Below are 15,880 nucleotides of genomic sequence, written 5' to 3' on the forward strand. Positions count from 1 at the left end.
GCCGAGCATAGGCAACGCCGAAGTGGCCTGTGGAAATGCTCCGAAATTGGCTATCAGGAGCAGCCACTGCGCGCCTTACGGTGATCATGTGAGCGACTGGAGCACCACCCCGACCCTGGCCGGCGAGCACGTGCGGCTGGAACCGCTGAGCCTCGACCACGCGAAGGGCCTGCTCGAGGCGGGCGCCGACCCGGGCATCTGGGCGTGGCTGAGCATCCGGCAGCCGGGTGATCTCCCGGCGGCGGAGCGGATGGTCGAGCAGGCCCTCGCCGACCCCGCGCGCCGCGCGTTCGCGCAGATCGACGTCCCCTCCGGCCGCGTCGCCGGGACGACGTCGTACTACCAGGTCGTCGAGCAGCACCGGATCCTCTCGATCGGGCACACGTGGATCGGCACCGACTGGCAGCGCACCGGGCTGAACACCGAGTCGAAGCTGCTCCTGCTCACCCACGCGTTCGAAACCCTTGCCGCGCAACGGGTTTCGTGGGAGACGGACATCCGGAACCTCCGCTCGCAACGCGCCATCGAACGGCTCGGCGCGCTTCGCGAAGGCGTGCTGCGCGCACACCGCATCCGGCCGGACGGCTCGTCGCGCGACACCGTCACCTATTCGATGCTGGCGCCGGAATGGCCCGCGGCGAAGGCGCGGCTGAACGAACGCTTAGTCACCGGGGCTCGCCTGCCTCGGTGAAACCACAGGGCAACGTGGGTGCAACCTTTTACAAGGCGGACTAACGTCGCTAGCGTGCCGCTAGCCGTCGTCTCGGCGCACTACAGGAGGCCTTGCAACCATGACCGAGCAGTCCCCAGCCCTGGACAACCTGCTCACCGAGAGCCGCACGTTCCCGCCCAGTGACGAATTCGCTGGCCAGGCCAATGCGAAGGCCGAGCTCTACGCCGAGGCGGACGCCGATCGCGAGGCGTTCTGGGCGAAGCAGGCGGAGCGGCTGACGTGGGACACGAAGTGGACCACGGTACTGGACTGGACCAATGCGCCCTTCGCGAAGTGGTTCGTCGGCGGCAAGCTGAACGTCGCGTACAACTGCGTCGACCGGCACGTCGAGGCCGGGCACGGCGAGCAGGTCGCGATCCACTGGGTCGGCGAGCCGGGTGACACTCGGGACATCACCTACGCCGAGCTGAAGACCGAGGTTTCCAAGGCCGCCAACGCACTCACGTCGCTGGGCGTCACCGCCGGCGACGTCGTGGCGATCCAGCTGCAGATGGTCCCCGAGGCCATCTTCGCGATGCTCGCCTGCGCGCGGATCGGTGCGCTGCACAACGTCGTCTTCGGCGGCTTCTCGCCGACGGCGCTGCGGGCCCGCGTCGACGACGCCGCCGCGAAGATCGTGATCACCTCCGACGGCCAGTTCCGCCGCGGCAAGGCCGCGCCGATGAAGGCCAATGTCGACGAAGCGCTCGAAGGCGCCGAGACCGTCGAGAAGGTCATCGTCGTCAAGCGCACCGGCGACAAGCTCGAGGGCGACGTCCCGTGGACCGACGGCCGCGACCTCTGGTGGCACGAGCTCGTCGACGGACAGTCCGAAGAGCACACTCCCGAAGCCTTCGACAGCGAGCACCCGCTGTTCATCCTCTACACGTCCGGGACGACCGGGAAGCCGAAGGGCATCCTGCACACCTCCGGCGGTTACCTGACGCAGACGGCGTACACGCACCACAACGTCTTCGACCACAAGGCCGGCGAGGACGTCTACTGGTGCACCGCCGACATCGGCTGGATCACCGGCCACAGCTACATCGTCTACGGCCCGCTCGCCAACCGCGTCACGCAGGTCGTCTACGAAGGCACGCCGAACACCCCGCACGAGGGCCGGCACTGGGAGATCGTCCAGAAGTACAAGGTCTCCCTCTACTACACCGCCCCGACGCTGATCCGCACGTTCATGAAGTGGGGCGCGGAAATCCCGGAGAAGTACGACCTGTCGTCGCTGCGGGTGCTGGGCTCGGTCGGCGAGCCGATCAACCCCGAGGCGTGGATCTGGTACCGCGAAAACATCGGCGCGGGCAAGGCTCCGATCGTCGACACGTGGTGGCAGACCGAAACCGGCGCGATCATGATCTCGCCGCTGCCGGGCGTCACGTCCACCAAGCCGGGCTCCGCGCAGAAGGCACTGCCGGGCATCTCCGCGAAGGTCGTCGACGACACCGGCACCGAGGTCGCGCACGGCGGCGGCGGGTACCTGGTGCTCGACAAGCCGTGGCCGTCGATGCTGCGGGGCGTCTGGGGCGACGAGGAGCGCTTCCGCGACACCTACTGGTCGCGCTTCAAGGAGCAGGGCTTCTACTTCGCCGGCGACGGCGCGAAGTACGACAACGACGGTGACATCTGGCTGCTGGGCCGCGTCGACGACGTGATGAACGTGTCCGGCCACCGCATCTCGACGACCGAAGTCGAGTCCGCGCTGGTCTCGCACCCGACGGTGGCCGAGGCCGCGGTCGTCGGCGCGACCGACCCGACGACCGGGCAGGGCATCGTCGCGTTCGTCATCCTCCGCGGCAACGCCGTCGACGGCGGCGACGAGGCCGTCCAGGAGCTGCGCAACCACGTCGCCAAGGAGATCGGGCCGATCGCGAAGCCGCGGCAGATCATGGTCGTGCCGGAGCTGCCGAAGACGCGCTCGGGCAAGATCATGCGCCGCCTGCTGCGTGACGTCGCGGAGAACCGGCAGGTCGGCGACGTCACCACGCTGGCCGACTCGTCGGTGATGGACCTGATCTCGTCGGGCCTGCAGTCGGGCAAGTCCGAGGAGTGAGCTAGCGTTCTTCCGTCAGGGCCCTTCCGGCTTCGCACCGGGAGGGCTCTGTCATGACACCCCGAGTGGCACGCCTCGAACGCATGTTCTACGCTGTGCCGCGAACCACACCCCCTTCCCGGGCAAGGAGACGACACGACGATGACCGTGGATGTCCTGACGCACGACGAGGAAACGGCTGCTGCCGAGGCTCCGGCTTCGGCTCCGGAGGTTTCCACCGCCGAGGCGGCCGTCACCGAGTCCGCGTCCCCGGCCTCTTCGGAAGGCTCTGCCGAGCCTGCCGCCGAGGAGGCTCCCAAGCCGAAGCGCGGCCGCCCGAAGGGTGCGACGGCGTCGACGGCGAAGAAGACCCGCACGGTCGAGCTCACCCTGACCGTCACCGGCACCGCCGACGGCGAGTGGCAGGCCGAGCTCAAGAACGGCTCCAAGTGGGTCGCGAAGGGCCTCGAGATCCCGGCGGCGGCGGTCTCGCGCGCGGCGAAGGAGCTGCACGCGGACCTGTCGGGCCCGATCGACGAGGTGATCAACCAGGCCCGCGAGGCGCAGGCGGCGAAGGTCGCGGCGCTGGAGGCCGAGCTCGAGAAGGCCAAGCAGGCCCTCGCCGAGCTGGACGCCTGAGCTTCACTCCAGGAGACGCCCGGTCCCGCCTCGAGCGGGGCCGGGCGTTTCCGCGTGTTCGGAAGGTCGACACGCGTGATTGAAGGGTCGACACGGGGGTCAGGCGATGGGGGGTCTTGCCGGGAGCGGGGACTTGAACTCCACCCACATGGAGTCCGTCAGGGCCTCGACGTGGTGGGCCACCCCGCGCGGGTGCAGCACCGAGTCACCCGGGCCGGCTTCCGCCTCCAGGCCGTCGACCGCGCCCCGCAGGCGGCCGGACAGCACGTAGACGATCGAGTCGTGGTCGTGCGCGTGCGTCGGCGAGGCCACCCCCGCCGGGTAGTGGATCAAGTACGCCAGGCCGTGCTCGGCCTTCTCCAGCAGCCGGTACCGGCCCTCGCCGCCTCGCAGCGGGAGGCCCTCCACCGCCACCAGCGGCTGCCAATCCTGCTCCTCCATGCCGCCCATGATGACCCATGGCGGCTGAGAGTCCACACAGGACGGCTTAGGTAAGGCACGCGTTAATTAGGCGTACCTGACAAAAAGAACAAGTCTCGCCACGATTCTGCGTTCGTGTTTCACTGTTCTCGTGACCGAAACGATTGACGGTGACGCCGTGGAGCACGCGCACGAACCGCACGAGGACGTGGGCGGGAAGCTGAACTGGCTGCGGGCCGGGGTTCTCGGGGCGAACGACGGGATCGTGTCCGTCGCCGGGATCGTCGTCGGCGTCGCCGGCGCGACCACCGAAAGCACCGCGATCCTGACCGCCGGAATCGCCGGGCTCGTCGCCGGCGCCTTTTCCATGGCCGGTGGTGAATACGTCTCGGTGAGCACCCAGCGCGACACCGAACAGGCTTTGCTCCGGCTGGAAAAGCACGAGCTCAAGACGATGCCGGAGGCCGAGGAGCGCGAGCTCGCCGAGATCTACGAGCAGAAAGGGCTTTCGCCCGAGCTCGCCGGCCGGGTCGCCCGCGAACTGACCGAAAAGGACGCCCTGCAGGCGCACGCGGAGGCCGAGCTCGGGATCGACCCGGACAACCTGACCAGCCCGTGGCAGGCGGCGTGGGCGTCGCTGCTCGCGTTCTCGGTCGGCGCGCTGCTGCCGATCCTCTCGATCGCCTGGGCCGGGGTCTCCCTGCGCGTGTGGGCCTGCGCGGCCGCGGTCGTCGTCGGCCTGACGCTGACGGGCTACGTCAGCGCCAGGCTCGGCGACGCCCAGGTGGGGCGCGCGATCCTGCGCAACGTCGGGGTCGGCGCCCTCACCATGGTCGTGACGTACTTCGTCGGGGTGCTCTTCGGCGTCACCGTCGGGTGACGGCCGCCCGCCGAGGGCCCACCCAGCTCAGTGGACGCCCTTCATCAGCTTGCGGATGAAGGGCGTCGCCACCAGCAGGAGCACGCCGATGACGATCGCGACGCCGCCGACCGTGCCGAAGTACGGCGTCTCGTCGTCCACCGAGTAGTACTCGGCGAGCTTGCCCGACATCGCCGTGCCGAACGAGATCGACAGGAAGTTCAGCGCGACCATCTGCGTCCGGAAGGCCTTGGGCGCGAGCTTCGTCGACAGGGACAGCCCGACGGGCGAGAGGCACAGTTCGGCGATCGTGAAGACGAACAGGATGCCGACCATCGCGAGCATCGGGCTCGCGTTCTTGCCGCTGCCGACCATCGGCAGGAACAGCAGGAACGCCACGCCCATCAGCACCGTGCCGAGCACGAACTTGACCGGCGTCGACGGCTGGCGCTCGCCGAGCTTCGTCCACAGCGCCGCGATGATCGGCGCGAACACGATGATGAACACCGGGTTGATCGAGTTGACCCAGGACACCGGCATCTCCCAGCCGAACAGGTCCCGGTTCAGCCGCTGGTCGGTGTAGGCCGCGACGACCGTGAACTGCTGCTGGTACAGCGAGAAGAACGCGGCGCTGGCGATGAACATCGGGATGAACGAGAACACGCGGCTGCGCTCGTCCGACGTGATCTCGCGGCTGCTCAGGATGACCACGAAGTAGATCACCGAGATGATGCCGACCACCCAGACGACGACGTCGGCCAGGTTGTCCGGGTTGACGACGCCGGTGAGCACCAGCGCGACGATCGCGGCGACCAGGACGACGGCCGCGCCGACGGCCAGCAGGCGGCGGGACGACGGCAGCGGGTTCGGCACCTCCTTGGCCTTCTCGCCGAGGTTCTTGCGGCCGAGCGTGTACTGGATCAGGCCGAGTGCCATGCCGATCGCGGCGAGGCCGAAGCCGAGGTGGAAGCCGACCTCGGTCTGCGCGAGCCCGGTCAGCAGCGGACCGACGAACGCGCCGAGGTTGACGCCCATGTAGAAGATCGTGAAGCCGGCGTCGCGCCGCTCGTCGCCCTCGGCGTAGAGCGTGCCGACGATCGCCGTCGCGTTGGACTTCAGCCCGCCGCTGCCGACCGCGACGCACACGAGGCCGACGCCGATCCCGGCCATGCCCGGCAGCAGGGCCAGGCTGATGTGGCCGATCATGATCAGCACGGCGCTGTAGAAGAGCGTCCGTTCGGAGCCGAGCAGCCGGTCGGCCACCCACGCGCCGACGACGGCGGAGAGGTACACGAGCCCGCCGTAGGCGCCGACGACGCCGAGCGCGGCGTCCTGGTTCAGGCCCAGGCCGCCCTGGTCCGCCTTGTAGTAGAGGTAGATCGGCAGGATGCCGAGCATCCCGTAGAAGGAGAAGCGCTCCCACATCTCGACGCCGAAGAGGTTCGCCAGTCCTCGTGGGTGCCCGAAGAACCTCGTGTCCTGCTGGACCTCGGTAGAGGTGCTCACAACTCTGTCTTCCTTTGTCTCGGACTTCGTTGTCGCTTGGCATGGTATGAGTGCTCGCCGGTGAATCACCACCGGCACCCCGTGTGGCGACGGCCATAACAGTCCGTGACAAACAGGCATTAAAATGGCGTCAAGGTGCGCCGGGAAGTCTGGTCGGCAACGGTTGTCAGCGACCCGAGGAGCCGTCCGTGTCCCGTCCTTTGAACGAGTTCGCGCGCTACCTGCGCACCGAGACCACCGGCGGGCTGATCCTGCTCGGCGCGACCGCCGTCGCCCTGCTCTGGGCCAACTCCCCGCTGCGCGACAGCTACCACGCGCTGCGCGACTTCCGGCTCGGCCCGCAGTTCCTGCACCTCGACCTGACCGTCGGCGACTGGGCGAAGGACGGGCTGCTCGCCCTGTTCTTCTTCGTGGCCGGCCTCGAGCTCAAACGCGAGCTGGTGATCGGCGAGCTGTCCCGGTTCAAGCAGGCGATCCTGCCGGTCGTGGCCGCGATCGGCGGCATGGTCGTGCCCGCGCTCGTCGCGCTGGCCGTCGGCTGGGGGACGCCGGGCATCGACCGCGCGTGGGCGATCCCGGTGGCCACGGACATCGCGTTCGCACTCGGCGTGCTGGCCCTGACCGCGTCGAACCTGCCCTCGAGCGCGCGGGTGTTCCTGCTGTCCCTGGCCGTGGTGGACGACCTGGGCGCGATCCTCGTCATCGCCATCCTGTTCACCACCGGCTTCGACCTGGTCGCCGTGGGGGTGGCCGTCGTGGCGCTCGCGCTGTACGCGTTCCTGCAGCACCGCCGGGTGCGGACGCCGTGGCTGTACGTGCCGCTCGCGCTCGTCACCTGGGTCGCGGTGCACTCGGCGGGCATCCACGCGACGATCGCCGGCGTCGCGCTCGGCCTGCTCACCCGCGTCCGCGCCGACGAAGGCGAGGCGGAGGCACCCGCGCTGCGGCTCGAGCACCGGCTCCAGCCGTGGTCGGCCGCGGTCGCCGTGCCGGTGTTCGCGCTGTTCGCGGCCGGGATCTCGGTCGACGGCGACGCGCTGGGCGCGGTGTTCACGACGGCGTTGCCGCTCGCGGTGCTGGCCGGCCTGCTCGGTGGCAAGGTCGTCGGCATCCTCGGCGCCAGCATGCTCGCGGTGAAGCTGCGGCTGGCGGAGAAGCCCCGCGGGATGGGCTGGCGCGACATGGCCGCGTTGTCGGTGCTCGGCGGGGTCGGGTTCACCGTCAGCCTGTTGATCGCGGAGCTGGCGCTGCCCGAGGGGACGAGCGAGCTGGCGAAGGCCGCGGTGTTGATCGCGTCCGCGACGGCGTCCCTCCTGGCGGCGGCCCTGCTACTCCGCCGTAGCAAAGTGCACGCTCGAATCTCCGACGCTCCCTCTTCCGGGGCCTAGCCCCGGACCCCGGCCGGGGGCGAGCCCCCTGGACCCCCAAACGCGACTCGCCGTGACTCCGCCGCGCCCGCTTTCGGGACACATGGCACGATGACCCGGTGAGCAGCCCCAAACACGAACGCACCGGCCCCGACGGCGTGGGGGCCGTGCCTTACCTCCCGCTGTCCTCCGACTCCGACGTCCCCGGCGACCAGTCGATCGGCCGGCTCGTCGGCGACGCGACCCAGCACATCTCGACCCTCGTCCGGGCCGAGATGGAGCTCGCGAAGTCCGAGCTGGTCGGCGAAGTGAAGAAGGGCCTCAAGGGGGCCGTCTACTTCCTGATCGCGCTGACGGTCTTCCTGTACAGCACGTTCTTCCTGTTCTTCTTCGCCGCCGAGGGGCTCGCCGAGTGGGTGCGCTACCGCTGGATCGCGTTCGGCATCGTGTTCGTCCTGATGCTGCTGGTCGCGGGCGTGGCCGGGTTCCTGGGCTACCGCAAGGTGAAGAAGTTCAAGGCGCCCGAGCGGACCATCGCCAGCGTCAAGGAGACCGCCGCCGCGCTGAAGCCGCAGAAGGCGCCTGAAGCCGACTTGACCACTACGCGCGACTGAGTTCGTTGCCCGCGTCCCCCGACCCGTCGAGCGTCCGCCTCGACGGCCCGTGGGTCCACCGCGACGTGTCCGCGAACGGCATCCGGCTGCACGTCGCCGAGCTCGGTGACGGCCCGGTCGTGGTGCTGCTGCACGGGTTCGCCGAGTTCTGGTGGACCTGGCACCACCAGCTGCGTGCGCTGGCCGAAGCGGGGTTCCGCGCGGTCGCCGTCGACCTGCGCGGCTACGGCGACTCGGACAAGCCACCCCGCGGCTACGACGCCTGGACCCTCGCGGGCGACGTCGGGGGCCTGGTCAAGTCCCTCGGGGCGCGACGCGCGCACCTCGTCGGGCACGCCTGGGGCGGCATGCTCGCCTGGACGGTCGCGTCGCTGCACCCCCGGCTCGTCTCGTCGGTGACGGCGATCGGCGCCGCCCACCCCCTCGCCCTGCGCTCGGGCGCGGCCCGCCCGTGGCGCGGGCAGGGCCGGGCGGCCGGGCACCTCTTCCGCTTCCAGGTGCCGATGGCGCCGGAGAAGTGGCTGGTGAAGGACGACGCCCAGGCCGTCGCCGACCTCTTCGGCGGCTGGGCCGGGAGCCGCTGGCGGTCCACTTCGGACTTCTCCGGCAGCGTCGAGGCGTTCCGGCGGGCGATGCTCGTGCCGGGGGTCGCGCACAGCGCGCTGGAGTACTACCGCTGGGCGTTCCGCGCGCAGTTCCGCGGCGAAGGCCGTCGCTTCACCGACGCCGTCGGCAGCCGGATCGCGGCGCCGACGCTGCAGCTGCACGGCGCCGACGACCCCTGCATCCTCCCCGAGACCGCGACCGCGTCGGTGCGCTGGGCGGGCCCGCACACCGAGCCGGCCCTTTGGCCGGGCGTCGGGCACTTCCCGCACCTCGAAGCCCCGGACCGCACGTCGGCGGCCCTGATCGACTTCCTCAACTGAGGTCGATGGCGTTCTTCGCCCGCTCGATCGACTCCTCCGCCGGCCCGCCCGTCGGGTTCTCGGTAGCCAGGGCCTGGTTGAGCTCGGCGAACGGCCGCATCCGGCGCTCGTAAGCCGCGAAGGCCGTTTCGTGGTCCGCGCGGCCCAGCTCCTGCGCGAGGACATACGCGCCGACGAGCGCGAGGCTCGTCCCCTGGCCCGACAACGCCGAAGCGCAGTAGGCGGCGTCGCCGAGCAGCACGACCCGGCCCGCCGACCAGCGGTCCAGGTGGATCTGCGCCATCGCGTCGAAGTAGAAGACGTCCGCGGTGGCCATGGCTTCCAGCAGCTTCGGCACCTCCCAGCCGACCCCGGCCAGCCGCTCGGCGACCAGCCGCTTCTGCTCCGGGACGGTCAGCGGGGGCAACGGCTCCGAGCCGAAGCCGAGGGTGACGCGCAGTTCGGTGTTGTCCCGCACCGGGTAGACCGCGCCGCCGGTTTCCTCGTGCTGGAACCAGACCTGCCAGTCTTCGAGGCCCAGGGAGTTCGGCGCCGGGAAGATCGCCAGGTACTGGCCGAGGTGGCGGGCGAACTCCTCCTCCGGCCCGAAGGTCAGCCGCCGCACGGCCGAGTGCAGCCCGTCCGCGCCCACGACCAGGTCGAACGTCCGGGCGTCGCCGTGCTCGAACGCCACGCGCACGCCGTCCGGCCCGTCGGTCAGGGCCTTGATCGCGTCGCCGAAGACGTATTCGACGTCGGTTGCCTCGTGCAGGATCGCGACGGCGTCGTCGCGCAGCAGCTCGAAGTCGTCGCTGTCGAGCCGGCCGCTGCTGTAGGTGAACTCCTCGGTCCGGAACAGCTCCTGCCCGGCACCGTCCACCATGGACATCCCGCGCATCCGGGTGCGCACCGCGCGCATCCGGTCGCCGAGGCCCATCGCGTCGACGACGTCGAGCGCGGCGCCCCGCACGTCGATCGCCTGGCCGCCGGTGCGCGGGCCGGGCGCGCGCTCCACCACCGTCACGGTCCACCCGTCGCGCGCCAGGAACCACGCCAAGGTGCCGCCGGCGACGCCGGCCCCCGAGATCAGAACGTTTCGCATGTGCCCTCCAGAGTCGTACGCTTGTCTGCGCCCACTGTGGAGTTCATGCAGCTCGAAAGCTAAATCTGTCCTAGTACAGATGGCCGGCTGTACTAGGTCAGGAGGCAGCCGTGAAGTACGTGGCCATCGCCGACGAGCTGCGTGGCCGGATCGTGCGCGGCGAGCTCCCGCCGGGCGCCCGCGTGCCCTCGACCCGGCGGCTCGCCACCGACCACGGCGTCGCCATGGCGACCGCGGCCAAGGCGCTGGCCCTGCTGAGCCAGGAAGGCCTGGTGCGCGCGGAGCCGCGGTCCGGCACGGTCGTCGCCGGCCGTGACCGCCGCGGTGGTCAGCGCGGCCTGACGCGTGACCGGATCGTGCGCACGGCGATCGAGGTCGCCGACGCCGAGGGGCTGGCCGCGCTGTCGATGCGGGGCATCGCCGCGCGGCTCGGCGTCGGGGCCATGGCGCCCTACCGGTACGTCACCGGGAAGGACGAACTGGTCCTGCTGATGGCCGATGCGGCGTACGGCGAAGGCCAGTACCCGGCCACCCTGCCGTCCGGCTGGCGCGAGCGGCTGCTGCTCGTCGGCCGCACGCTCTGGGAGATCTTCCGGCGGCACCCCTGGCTGGCCCAGCTCACCCCGATCACCCGGCCGCTGCCGCTGCGGAACCTGGCGGCGCACGGCGAGCGCACGCTCTCGGCCTTGACGCAGCTGGGCGTCGACGCGGCCACCCTGTGCGACCTGCACGTGGTGTTCTTCAGCCACGTCCAAGGCGTGGCGATCCATCTGGAACGCGAGCAGAACGCGCTGGCGTCGTCCGGACTGTCCGAAGACGACTGGATGAACCGCCAGACCCCGGCGATGATGGCCGTGACCAGCGGGTACCCGACCTTCACCCGGATGCTCGGCGAACTCGGCGAGACCGGCTACGACCTCGTCCTGGACGACATCTTCGAGTCGGGCATGCGGGCGCTGCTGGACGGCCTCGCGCTGCGCTACGGGCGTTAGGCGGCGCAGGAGCCGGTGGACACGTTCGTCGACTGCGACGGCGCCGCGTCGACCTCCGCCCGCACCTGCTCGGCCGTGAGCGTGAAACCGGTTTCCGGATCCTCGACCGCGGCCCCGAACACGACGCCGATGACCCGGCCATCCGGCGTCACCATCGGGCCGCCGGAGTTGCCGCTGCGGATCTCCGCGCGGACCGTGAAGACGTCCCGCTGCACCGTGTTGGCGTCGTAGATGTCCGGGCCGCGCAGGTTGATCCGGCCGCGCACGCGGGCCGGCGTCGCCCGGTACGGGCCGTCGAGCGGGTAGCCGAGCACGATCGCGCTGTCCCCCGCGCGGGCGGTTTCCGGCGCGAACTGCAGGGGCTCGGCCCGCAGGCGCGGCACGGCGAGCACCGCGATGTCGACCTCCGGGTCGAAGTAGACGACGCGCGCCGGGTAGTCGCCCTGCGTCGTCTCGATGCCGACGGTGTCGGTCCCGGCCACGACGTGCGCGTTCGTCATCACCCGCTGCGGCGAGATCACGAAGCCGCTGCCTTCCAGGGACCGCGAACACGAGCTGGCGCTGCCGCGGATCTTGACGACGCTGCCGTGCAGCTGCTGGACCGTCGAGCTGGTCTGCAGGGCCGGGTCCGGCGGCGACGTGTCGGCCGTCGGGGCCTTCTGGAACGGGTCGACGATGGACGGGAAGCCGGACGCGTCGAGCAGCTTGCGCAGCTGGCTCGGGAACCCCTGGGCGGCTTCCGGCATGGCGTCGTTGACCTTGCCGAGGACCACCGAGCCGTTGATCGCCTTGGCCAGCCCGGGCAGGCCGGACACGGTCGTCAGCGGCGTCGCGATCAGCCACGCCACCACGAACACGACGGCGGCCTGCACGACCGCGCCGAGCGTCTTGTCGATGCCGGAGAGCTTGTCCGGGTTGATCTTCTGGCGCAGCTTGCGCCCCACGTAGACGCCGATCGCCTCGCCGAAGGCGACCAGGAAGACCACGGTCGCGACCGCGAAGGCGACCTTCCAGACCGGGTCGTCGAAGAACGAGACCACCACCGGCGCGAGCTTGATCCCCACGACCGCGCCGAGCACCACGCCGACCAGCGACGGCAGCGCGATGATCACGCCCTGGTATGCGCCGGACACCGCCGCCAGCACGGCCAGCAGCAGCACCAGCACATCGACCCAGTTCACCGCGTCACTCCTCGCCCGTAATTCGTGCCCGGTAGGCGGCCAGCGCCTCGTCGAGGTCCCGGACGTCGCCCGGGTCCCATTGGCGCTCCCAGCCTCCCAGGCCGAGGAGGACGGACAGCAACCCGGCGGTGAATCCCCAGACGAACAGGCCCGCGACCTCGAAGGCCGGCCCCTTCCACGGCGCGCCGGCCTTCTGGACGGTGAACCGGTTGGCCGGGTCGACGAGGTCGGCGATGGGCACGCGGGCGACGGACGCCGTCTCGGCCGGGTCCACCGCGTGCACCGGCGACGGGGTCTCCCAGTGCGCCAGCACGGGCGTCACGGCGAACTTCGAGACCGGGACGAACAGCTCCGGCAGCACCGCGACCGGCCGGACGCCGGACGGGACCACCCCGGTCTCCTCCTCGGCTTCGCGCAGCGCGGTGCCGACCGGGCCGCCGTCGCCTTCCTCGGCGCCGCCGCCGGGGAAGGCGACCTGCCCGGCGTGCGAGCCCAGCGTGTCGGCGCGGCGCTGCAGGAGGACGTCGGGCTCGCCGTCGGCCTCGCGCTCGCCGAAGAGGATGAGCACCGCGGCCGGGCGCGTGTAGGCGTCCTCGGGCGGGCTGAACCGGGTGAACGTCTTCGAATCGACTTCGCCGCTGACCTTGACCAGCGGCCGCAGCCACTCGGGGACGGAGTCCGGCTCGACCAGTGGTCCGATCACGATGCTCCCTCGACTGCCGCGCGCACCTGGTCAGTGTTCCCGAAGGTGCGTGGATTCGCGATGAACCGCACGTCACCGGCGGCGGTGACCAGGTAGGACGCCGGCAGCGACGACGGCACCTCGAGCGCCGTCCGGACGGGCCCGGTCCGCCCGTCGCCGTCGAACACCGACGGTAGGTGCACGCCCAGCTGGGCGAGGAGGTTCAAGCCGTCCTTCGCCGGGCTCTGCACCTGGACGCCGAGCACCCGCACGGCCCCCGGCTGCTTCGCGTACTCCTGGAGCACGGGCAGCTCGGTCCGGCACGGCTGGCACCACGACGCCCACACGTTGACCAGCACCGGAGCGCCCGCGAGCGCGCGCCCGACGTCGACACCCGCGCCGTCGCCGAGGCAGTCCGCCTTGACGCCCTCGAGCTGCTTCACCGGCTGCGCCGAGCCCGGCGCCGGGCACGGCTGGAGCGCCGCCGCGGACCGGGCCGGGGCCAGGTCTTCGGACGGCTTCGCGGCGCTGTCACCACCCCCGCGGGGGAGCAACGCGACGATGAGCGCCACGGCCACCACGGCGGCCGCGAGCGCCCACTTGGTGACTCTCGTCACCGGGGCGCCGCCAGCGCCAGGATGTGGTCCTTTTCGACGCCTTTGACCAGCTTCGCGGCTTCCTCGAACCCGGTCGGGCCGGTGCCGTACGACGGGCAGTCCTTGGCCAGCGGGCAGGCGCCGCAGGCGGGCTTCTTGGCGTGGCAGACACGCCGGCCGTGGAAGATCACCCGGTGGGAGAGCATCGTCCACTCCTTGCGGGGGATCAGCTCGCCGACCGCGTGCTCGACCTTGACCGGGTCCTCCTCGGCCGTCCAGCCCCAGCGCCGGACCAGCCGGCCGAAGTGGGTGTCGACGGTGATGCCCGGGACGTCGAAGGCGTTGCCGAGCACGACGTTGGCCGTCTTGCGGCCGACGCCGGGCAAGGTGACCAGGTCGTCGAGCTTGGCCGGGACCTCGCCGTCGAAGCGCTCGACGAGCGCCGCGCCGAGGCCCATCACGGAGTTCGCCTTCGCCCGGTAGAAGCCGGTGGAGCGCAGGTACTCCTCCAGCTCGGTGCGGTCGGCGCCCGCGTAGTCGGCGGCGGTCCGGTAGCGCTTGAACAGCGCGGGCGTGACGAGGTTCACCCGGACGTCGGTGGTCTGTGCGGACAGCACGACCGCGACCAGCAGTTCCAGCGGCGTGGTGAAGTCGAGCTCACAGTGGGCGTCGGGGTACACGTCGTCGAGGCAACGCTTCATCCGCCTGGCGCGTCTCACCAGAGCTAACCGGCTTTCACCAGCGGCCTCACGGGGGGCGTTCGTGGTGGCAGGTGGCACCCCGATAGCCTACGGGCGCCGTCGGACGAGCCGGTGACTGACCGGTGGACGACCGACACGCCAGAGCACCACCTCGGCGCAGTTTTCCGGCCGCCATGAGCGAGGATCTGGAGTAGATGCTTTTCATCGAGTGTTTCGGGGTCCGGTCATGACTGTCTGGTTCGTCATCCTGGTCCCGTTGGTGATCATGTTCTTCGCGCTGTTCATGGAGCGCGTCGAAAGCCGGCTCAAGCACGTCGCGGTGCAGGAGAACGAGGTCGAAGAGTTCCTCGAGCAGGCGCAGCCCAACGAGGTCCGGGCGCTCTACGGGCACGGCATCGGCCGCGCGCTCGAGCTGTTCCGGCTGCGTAGGCTGGGCGGACGGGCAGCCAGGCTACGCGCGCGACGCGTGCGGAGTTAGGCTCCACGTTCGAACGAGATCATCTGGCGGGCGCGCGTCCGACAGGCGATCTCGCGAGTACGCCCTAGACTGACGCGCAAGTGATCGGCGTCACGCCCTTCCAGCCACGGGAGGGCGTGAACGTTTCTCGACGAGGAGGCACCCGAGGTGGACGAAACCCTGGCCCGTGCGGGCATTTTCCAGGGTGTGGAGCCGGCAGCGGCGGAGGCGCTGGCCCAGACCTTGGAATCCGTGGAGTTCCCCCGCGGCCATGTCATCTTCAACGAGGGTGAACCCGGCGACAAGCTGTACATCATCCAGTCCGGCAAGGTGAAGATCGGCCGCAAGAGCCCGGACGGCCGCGAGAACCTGCTGGGCATCTTCGGCCCGTCGGACATGTTCGGTGAGCTGTCCATCTTCGACCCCGGCCCCCGGACGTCGAGCGCGACCACGGTCACCGAGGTCCGCGCGGTCACGATGGACCGCCCGGCCCTGCGCCAGTGGATCTCGACCCGGCCGGAGATCGCCGAGCAGCTGCTGCGCGTGGTCGCGCGCCGCCTGCGCCGGACGAACAACATGGTCGCCGAGCTGATCTTCACCGACGTCCCCGGCCGCGTGGCGCGGGCGCTGCTGCAGCTCGCGCAGCGCTTCGGCAGCCAGGAAGCCGGCCTGCTGCGGGTCACGCACGACCTGACGCAGGAAGAGATCGCCCAGTACGTCGGCGCCTCGCGCGAGACCGTCAACAAGGCGCTCGCCGACTTCGCCCACCGCGGCTGGCTGCGGCTCGAGGGCAAGAGCGTGCTGATCCTGGACCCCGAGCGGCTGGCTCGCCGCGCTCGCTGAGTCTCTCTCACGTCGAAGGCCCCTCGGCTTGCCGAGGGGCCTTCTTCATGGCTTGATGTAAAAACGGTGCTGGTTACAAACAAAGAGCCGGGCGCCACCCCCGACGTGGCGCACCGGCTCTTCGTTTGTCGCGCGGACCATCCCCCGACGATCCGCGCTCCCCGCCCTCCGGACCAGGCCCCGACCCATATGCCGGAGGGAGCTGGGTTCTCTGCTGTTGTTCAACCATCACGGCCCATACCCACGAATTCAAGGCCATTCAC

Annotated in this window: 17 protein-coding genes; 10 read left to right on the top strand and 7 right to left on the bottom strand. The window is 70.5% G+C overall.

Features of this window, described 5'->3' with window-relative positions; genetic code table 11:
* Positions 1 to 88: 88 nt before the first annotated feature.
* The 3 genes from ACYVLJ_RS05505 (at position 89) to ACYVLJ_RS05515 (ending at position 3,392) form a co-directional block, all read left to right on the top strand.
* Complete coding sequence (locus ACYVLJ_RS05505) at positions 89 to 691, top strand: GNAT family N-acetyltransferase (protein WP_460437949.1); 603 nt, start codon at positions 89 to 91, stop codon at positions 689 to 691.
* Positions 692 to 791: 100 nt separating this feature from the next.
* Positions 792 to 2,774, top strand: coding sequence for an acetate--CoA ligase (gene acs / locus ACYVLJ_RS05510; protein ID WP_451969344.1), 1,983 nt, complete (start codon positions 792 to 794; stop codon positions 2,772 to 2,774).
* Positions 2,775 to 2,915: 141 nt separating this feature from the next.
* Positions 2,916 to 3,392, top strand: a complete 477-nt coding sequence (locus ACYVLJ_RS05515) for a DUF6319 family protein (protein ID WP_451969345.1) — start codon at positions 2,916 to 2,918, stop codon at positions 3,390 to 3,392.
* A gap of 99 nt (positions 3,393 to 3,491) precedes the next feature.
* Here the strand turns inward: ACYVLJ_RS05515 and ACYVLJ_RS05520 are convergent, their stop codons facing one another.
* Entirely contained in the window at positions 3,492 to 3,833 is a 342-nt protein-coding gene (locus ACYVLJ_RS05520) for a cupin domain-containing protein (RefSeq protein ID WP_451969347.1), read from the bottom strand.
* 130 nt (positions 3,834 to 3,963) lie between these two features.
* Between ACYVLJ_RS05520 and ACYVLJ_RS05525 the strand changes: the two genes are divergently transcribed.
* Complete coding sequence (locus tag ACYVLJ_RS05525) at positions 3,964 to 4,692, top strand: VIT1/CCC1 transporter family protein (protein WP_451969348.1); 729 nt, start codon at positions 3,964 to 3,966, stop codon at positions 4,690 to 4,692.
* A 27-nt stretch (positions 4,693 to 4,719) separates the two neighbouring features.
* Here ACYVLJ_RS05525 and ACYVLJ_RS05530 read toward each other — a convergent pair whose 3' ends face one another.
* On the bottom strand, positions 4,720 to 6,177 hold the full coding sequence (locus ACYVLJ_RS05530) for a peptide MFS transporter (protein WP_460437950.1): 1,458 nt from the start codon (positions 6,175 to 6,177) through the stop codon (positions 4,720 to 4,722).
* A 188-nt stretch (positions 6,178 to 6,365) separates the two neighbouring features.
* Here ACYVLJ_RS05530 and nhaA point away from each other — a divergent pair, with 188 nt between their 5' ends.
* The 3 genes from nhaA (at position 6,366) to ACYVLJ_RS05545 (ending at position 9,084) form a co-directional block, all read left to right on the top strand.
* Positions 6,366 to 7,565, top strand: coding sequence for a Na+/H+ antiporter NhaA (nhaA, locus tag ACYVLJ_RS05535; RefSeq protein ID WP_460437951.1), 1,200 nt, complete (start codon positions 6,366 to 6,368; stop codon positions 7,563 to 7,565).
* Positions 7,566 to 7,663: 98 nt separating this feature from the next.
* Complete coding sequence (locus tag ACYVLJ_RS05540; protein ID WP_451969352.1) at positions 7,664 to 8,158, top strand: phage holin family protein; 495 nt, start codon at positions 7,664 to 7,666, stop codon at positions 8,156 to 8,158.
* Positions 8,159 to 8,163: 5 nt separating this feature from the next.
* Positions 8,164 to 9,084, top strand: a complete 921-nt coding sequence (locus ACYVLJ_RS05545; RefSeq protein ID WP_451969354.1) for an alpha/beta fold hydrolase — start codon at positions 8,164 to 8,166, stop codon at positions 9,082 to 9,084.
* Here the strand turns inward: ACYVLJ_RS05545 and ACYVLJ_RS05550 are convergent.
* Entirely contained in the window at positions 9,077 to 10,165 is a 1,089-nt protein-coding gene (locus ACYVLJ_RS05550; protein ID WP_460437952.1) for a Rossmann-fold NAD(P)-binding domain-containing protein, read from the bottom strand. The two genes, ACYVLJ_RS05545 and ACYVLJ_RS05550, sit on opposite strands and share 8 nt — an antisense overlap.
* A gap of 110 nt (positions 10,166 to 10,275) precedes the next feature.
* Between ACYVLJ_RS05550 and ACYVLJ_RS05555 the strand changes: the two genes are divergently transcribed.
* Entirely contained in the window at positions 10,276 to 11,157 is an 882-nt protein-coding gene (locus ACYVLJ_RS05555) for a TetR/AcrR family transcriptional regulator (protein ID WP_460437953.1), read from the top strand.
* Here ACYVLJ_RS05555 and ACYVLJ_RS05560 read toward each other — a convergent pair.
* Genes ACYVLJ_RS05560 through nth form a run of 4 tightly spaced genes read right to left on the bottom strand, consistent with a single transcriptional unit; the run spans position 11,154 to position 14,317 of the window.
* Complete coding sequence (locus tag ACYVLJ_RS05560) at positions 11,154 to 12,338, bottom strand: MarP family serine protease (RefSeq protein WP_451969357.1); 1,185 nt, start codon at positions 12,336 to 12,338, stop codon at positions 11,154 to 11,156. The two genes, ACYVLJ_RS05555 and ACYVLJ_RS05560, sit on opposite strands and share 4 nt — an antisense overlap.
* Before the next feature lie 4 nt (positions 12,339 to 12,342).
* On the bottom strand, positions 12,343 to 13,041 hold the full coding sequence (locus tag ACYVLJ_RS05565; protein ID WP_451969359.1) for an NUDIX hydrolase: 699 nt from the start codon (positions 13,039 to 13,041) through the stop codon (positions 12,343 to 12,345).
* Entirely contained in the window at positions 13,038 to 13,637 is a 600-nt protein-coding gene (locus ACYVLJ_RS05570; protein WP_460437954.1) for a TlpA family protein disulfide reductase, read from the bottom strand. The genes ACYVLJ_RS05565 and ACYVLJ_RS05570 overlap by 4 nt, the downstream gene beginning before the upstream one ends.
* Entirely contained in the window at positions 13,634 to 14,317 is a 684-nt protein-coding gene (nth, locus tag ACYVLJ_RS05575; RefSeq protein WP_451969363.1) for an endonuclease III, read from the bottom strand. The genes ACYVLJ_RS05570 and nth overlap by 4 nt, the downstream gene beginning before the upstream one ends.
* Before the next feature lie 226 nt (positions 14,318 to 14,543).
* Here nth and ACYVLJ_RS05580 point away from each other — a divergent pair, with 226 nt between their 5' ends.
* Both ACYVLJ_RS05580 and ACYVLJ_RS05585 read left to right on the top strand, forming a co-directional pair.
* Positions 14,544 to 14,795 (top strand): hypothetical protein, encoded by a 252-nt coding sequence (locus ACYVLJ_RS05580; protein WP_013230551.1) that lies wholly within the window; start codon positions 14,544 to 14,546, stop codon positions 14,793 to 14,795.
* A gap of 147 nt (positions 14,796 to 14,942) precedes the next feature.
* A complete protein-coding gene (locus ACYVLJ_RS05585) occupies positions 14,943 to 15,617 on the top strand; it encodes a Crp/Fnr family transcriptional regulator (RefSeq protein WP_003081747.1) in 675 nt (224 codons plus the stop codon).
* Positions 15,618 to 15,880 lie beyond the last annotated feature (263 nt).

Source organism: Amycolatopsis stemonae, assembly GCF_054781455.1.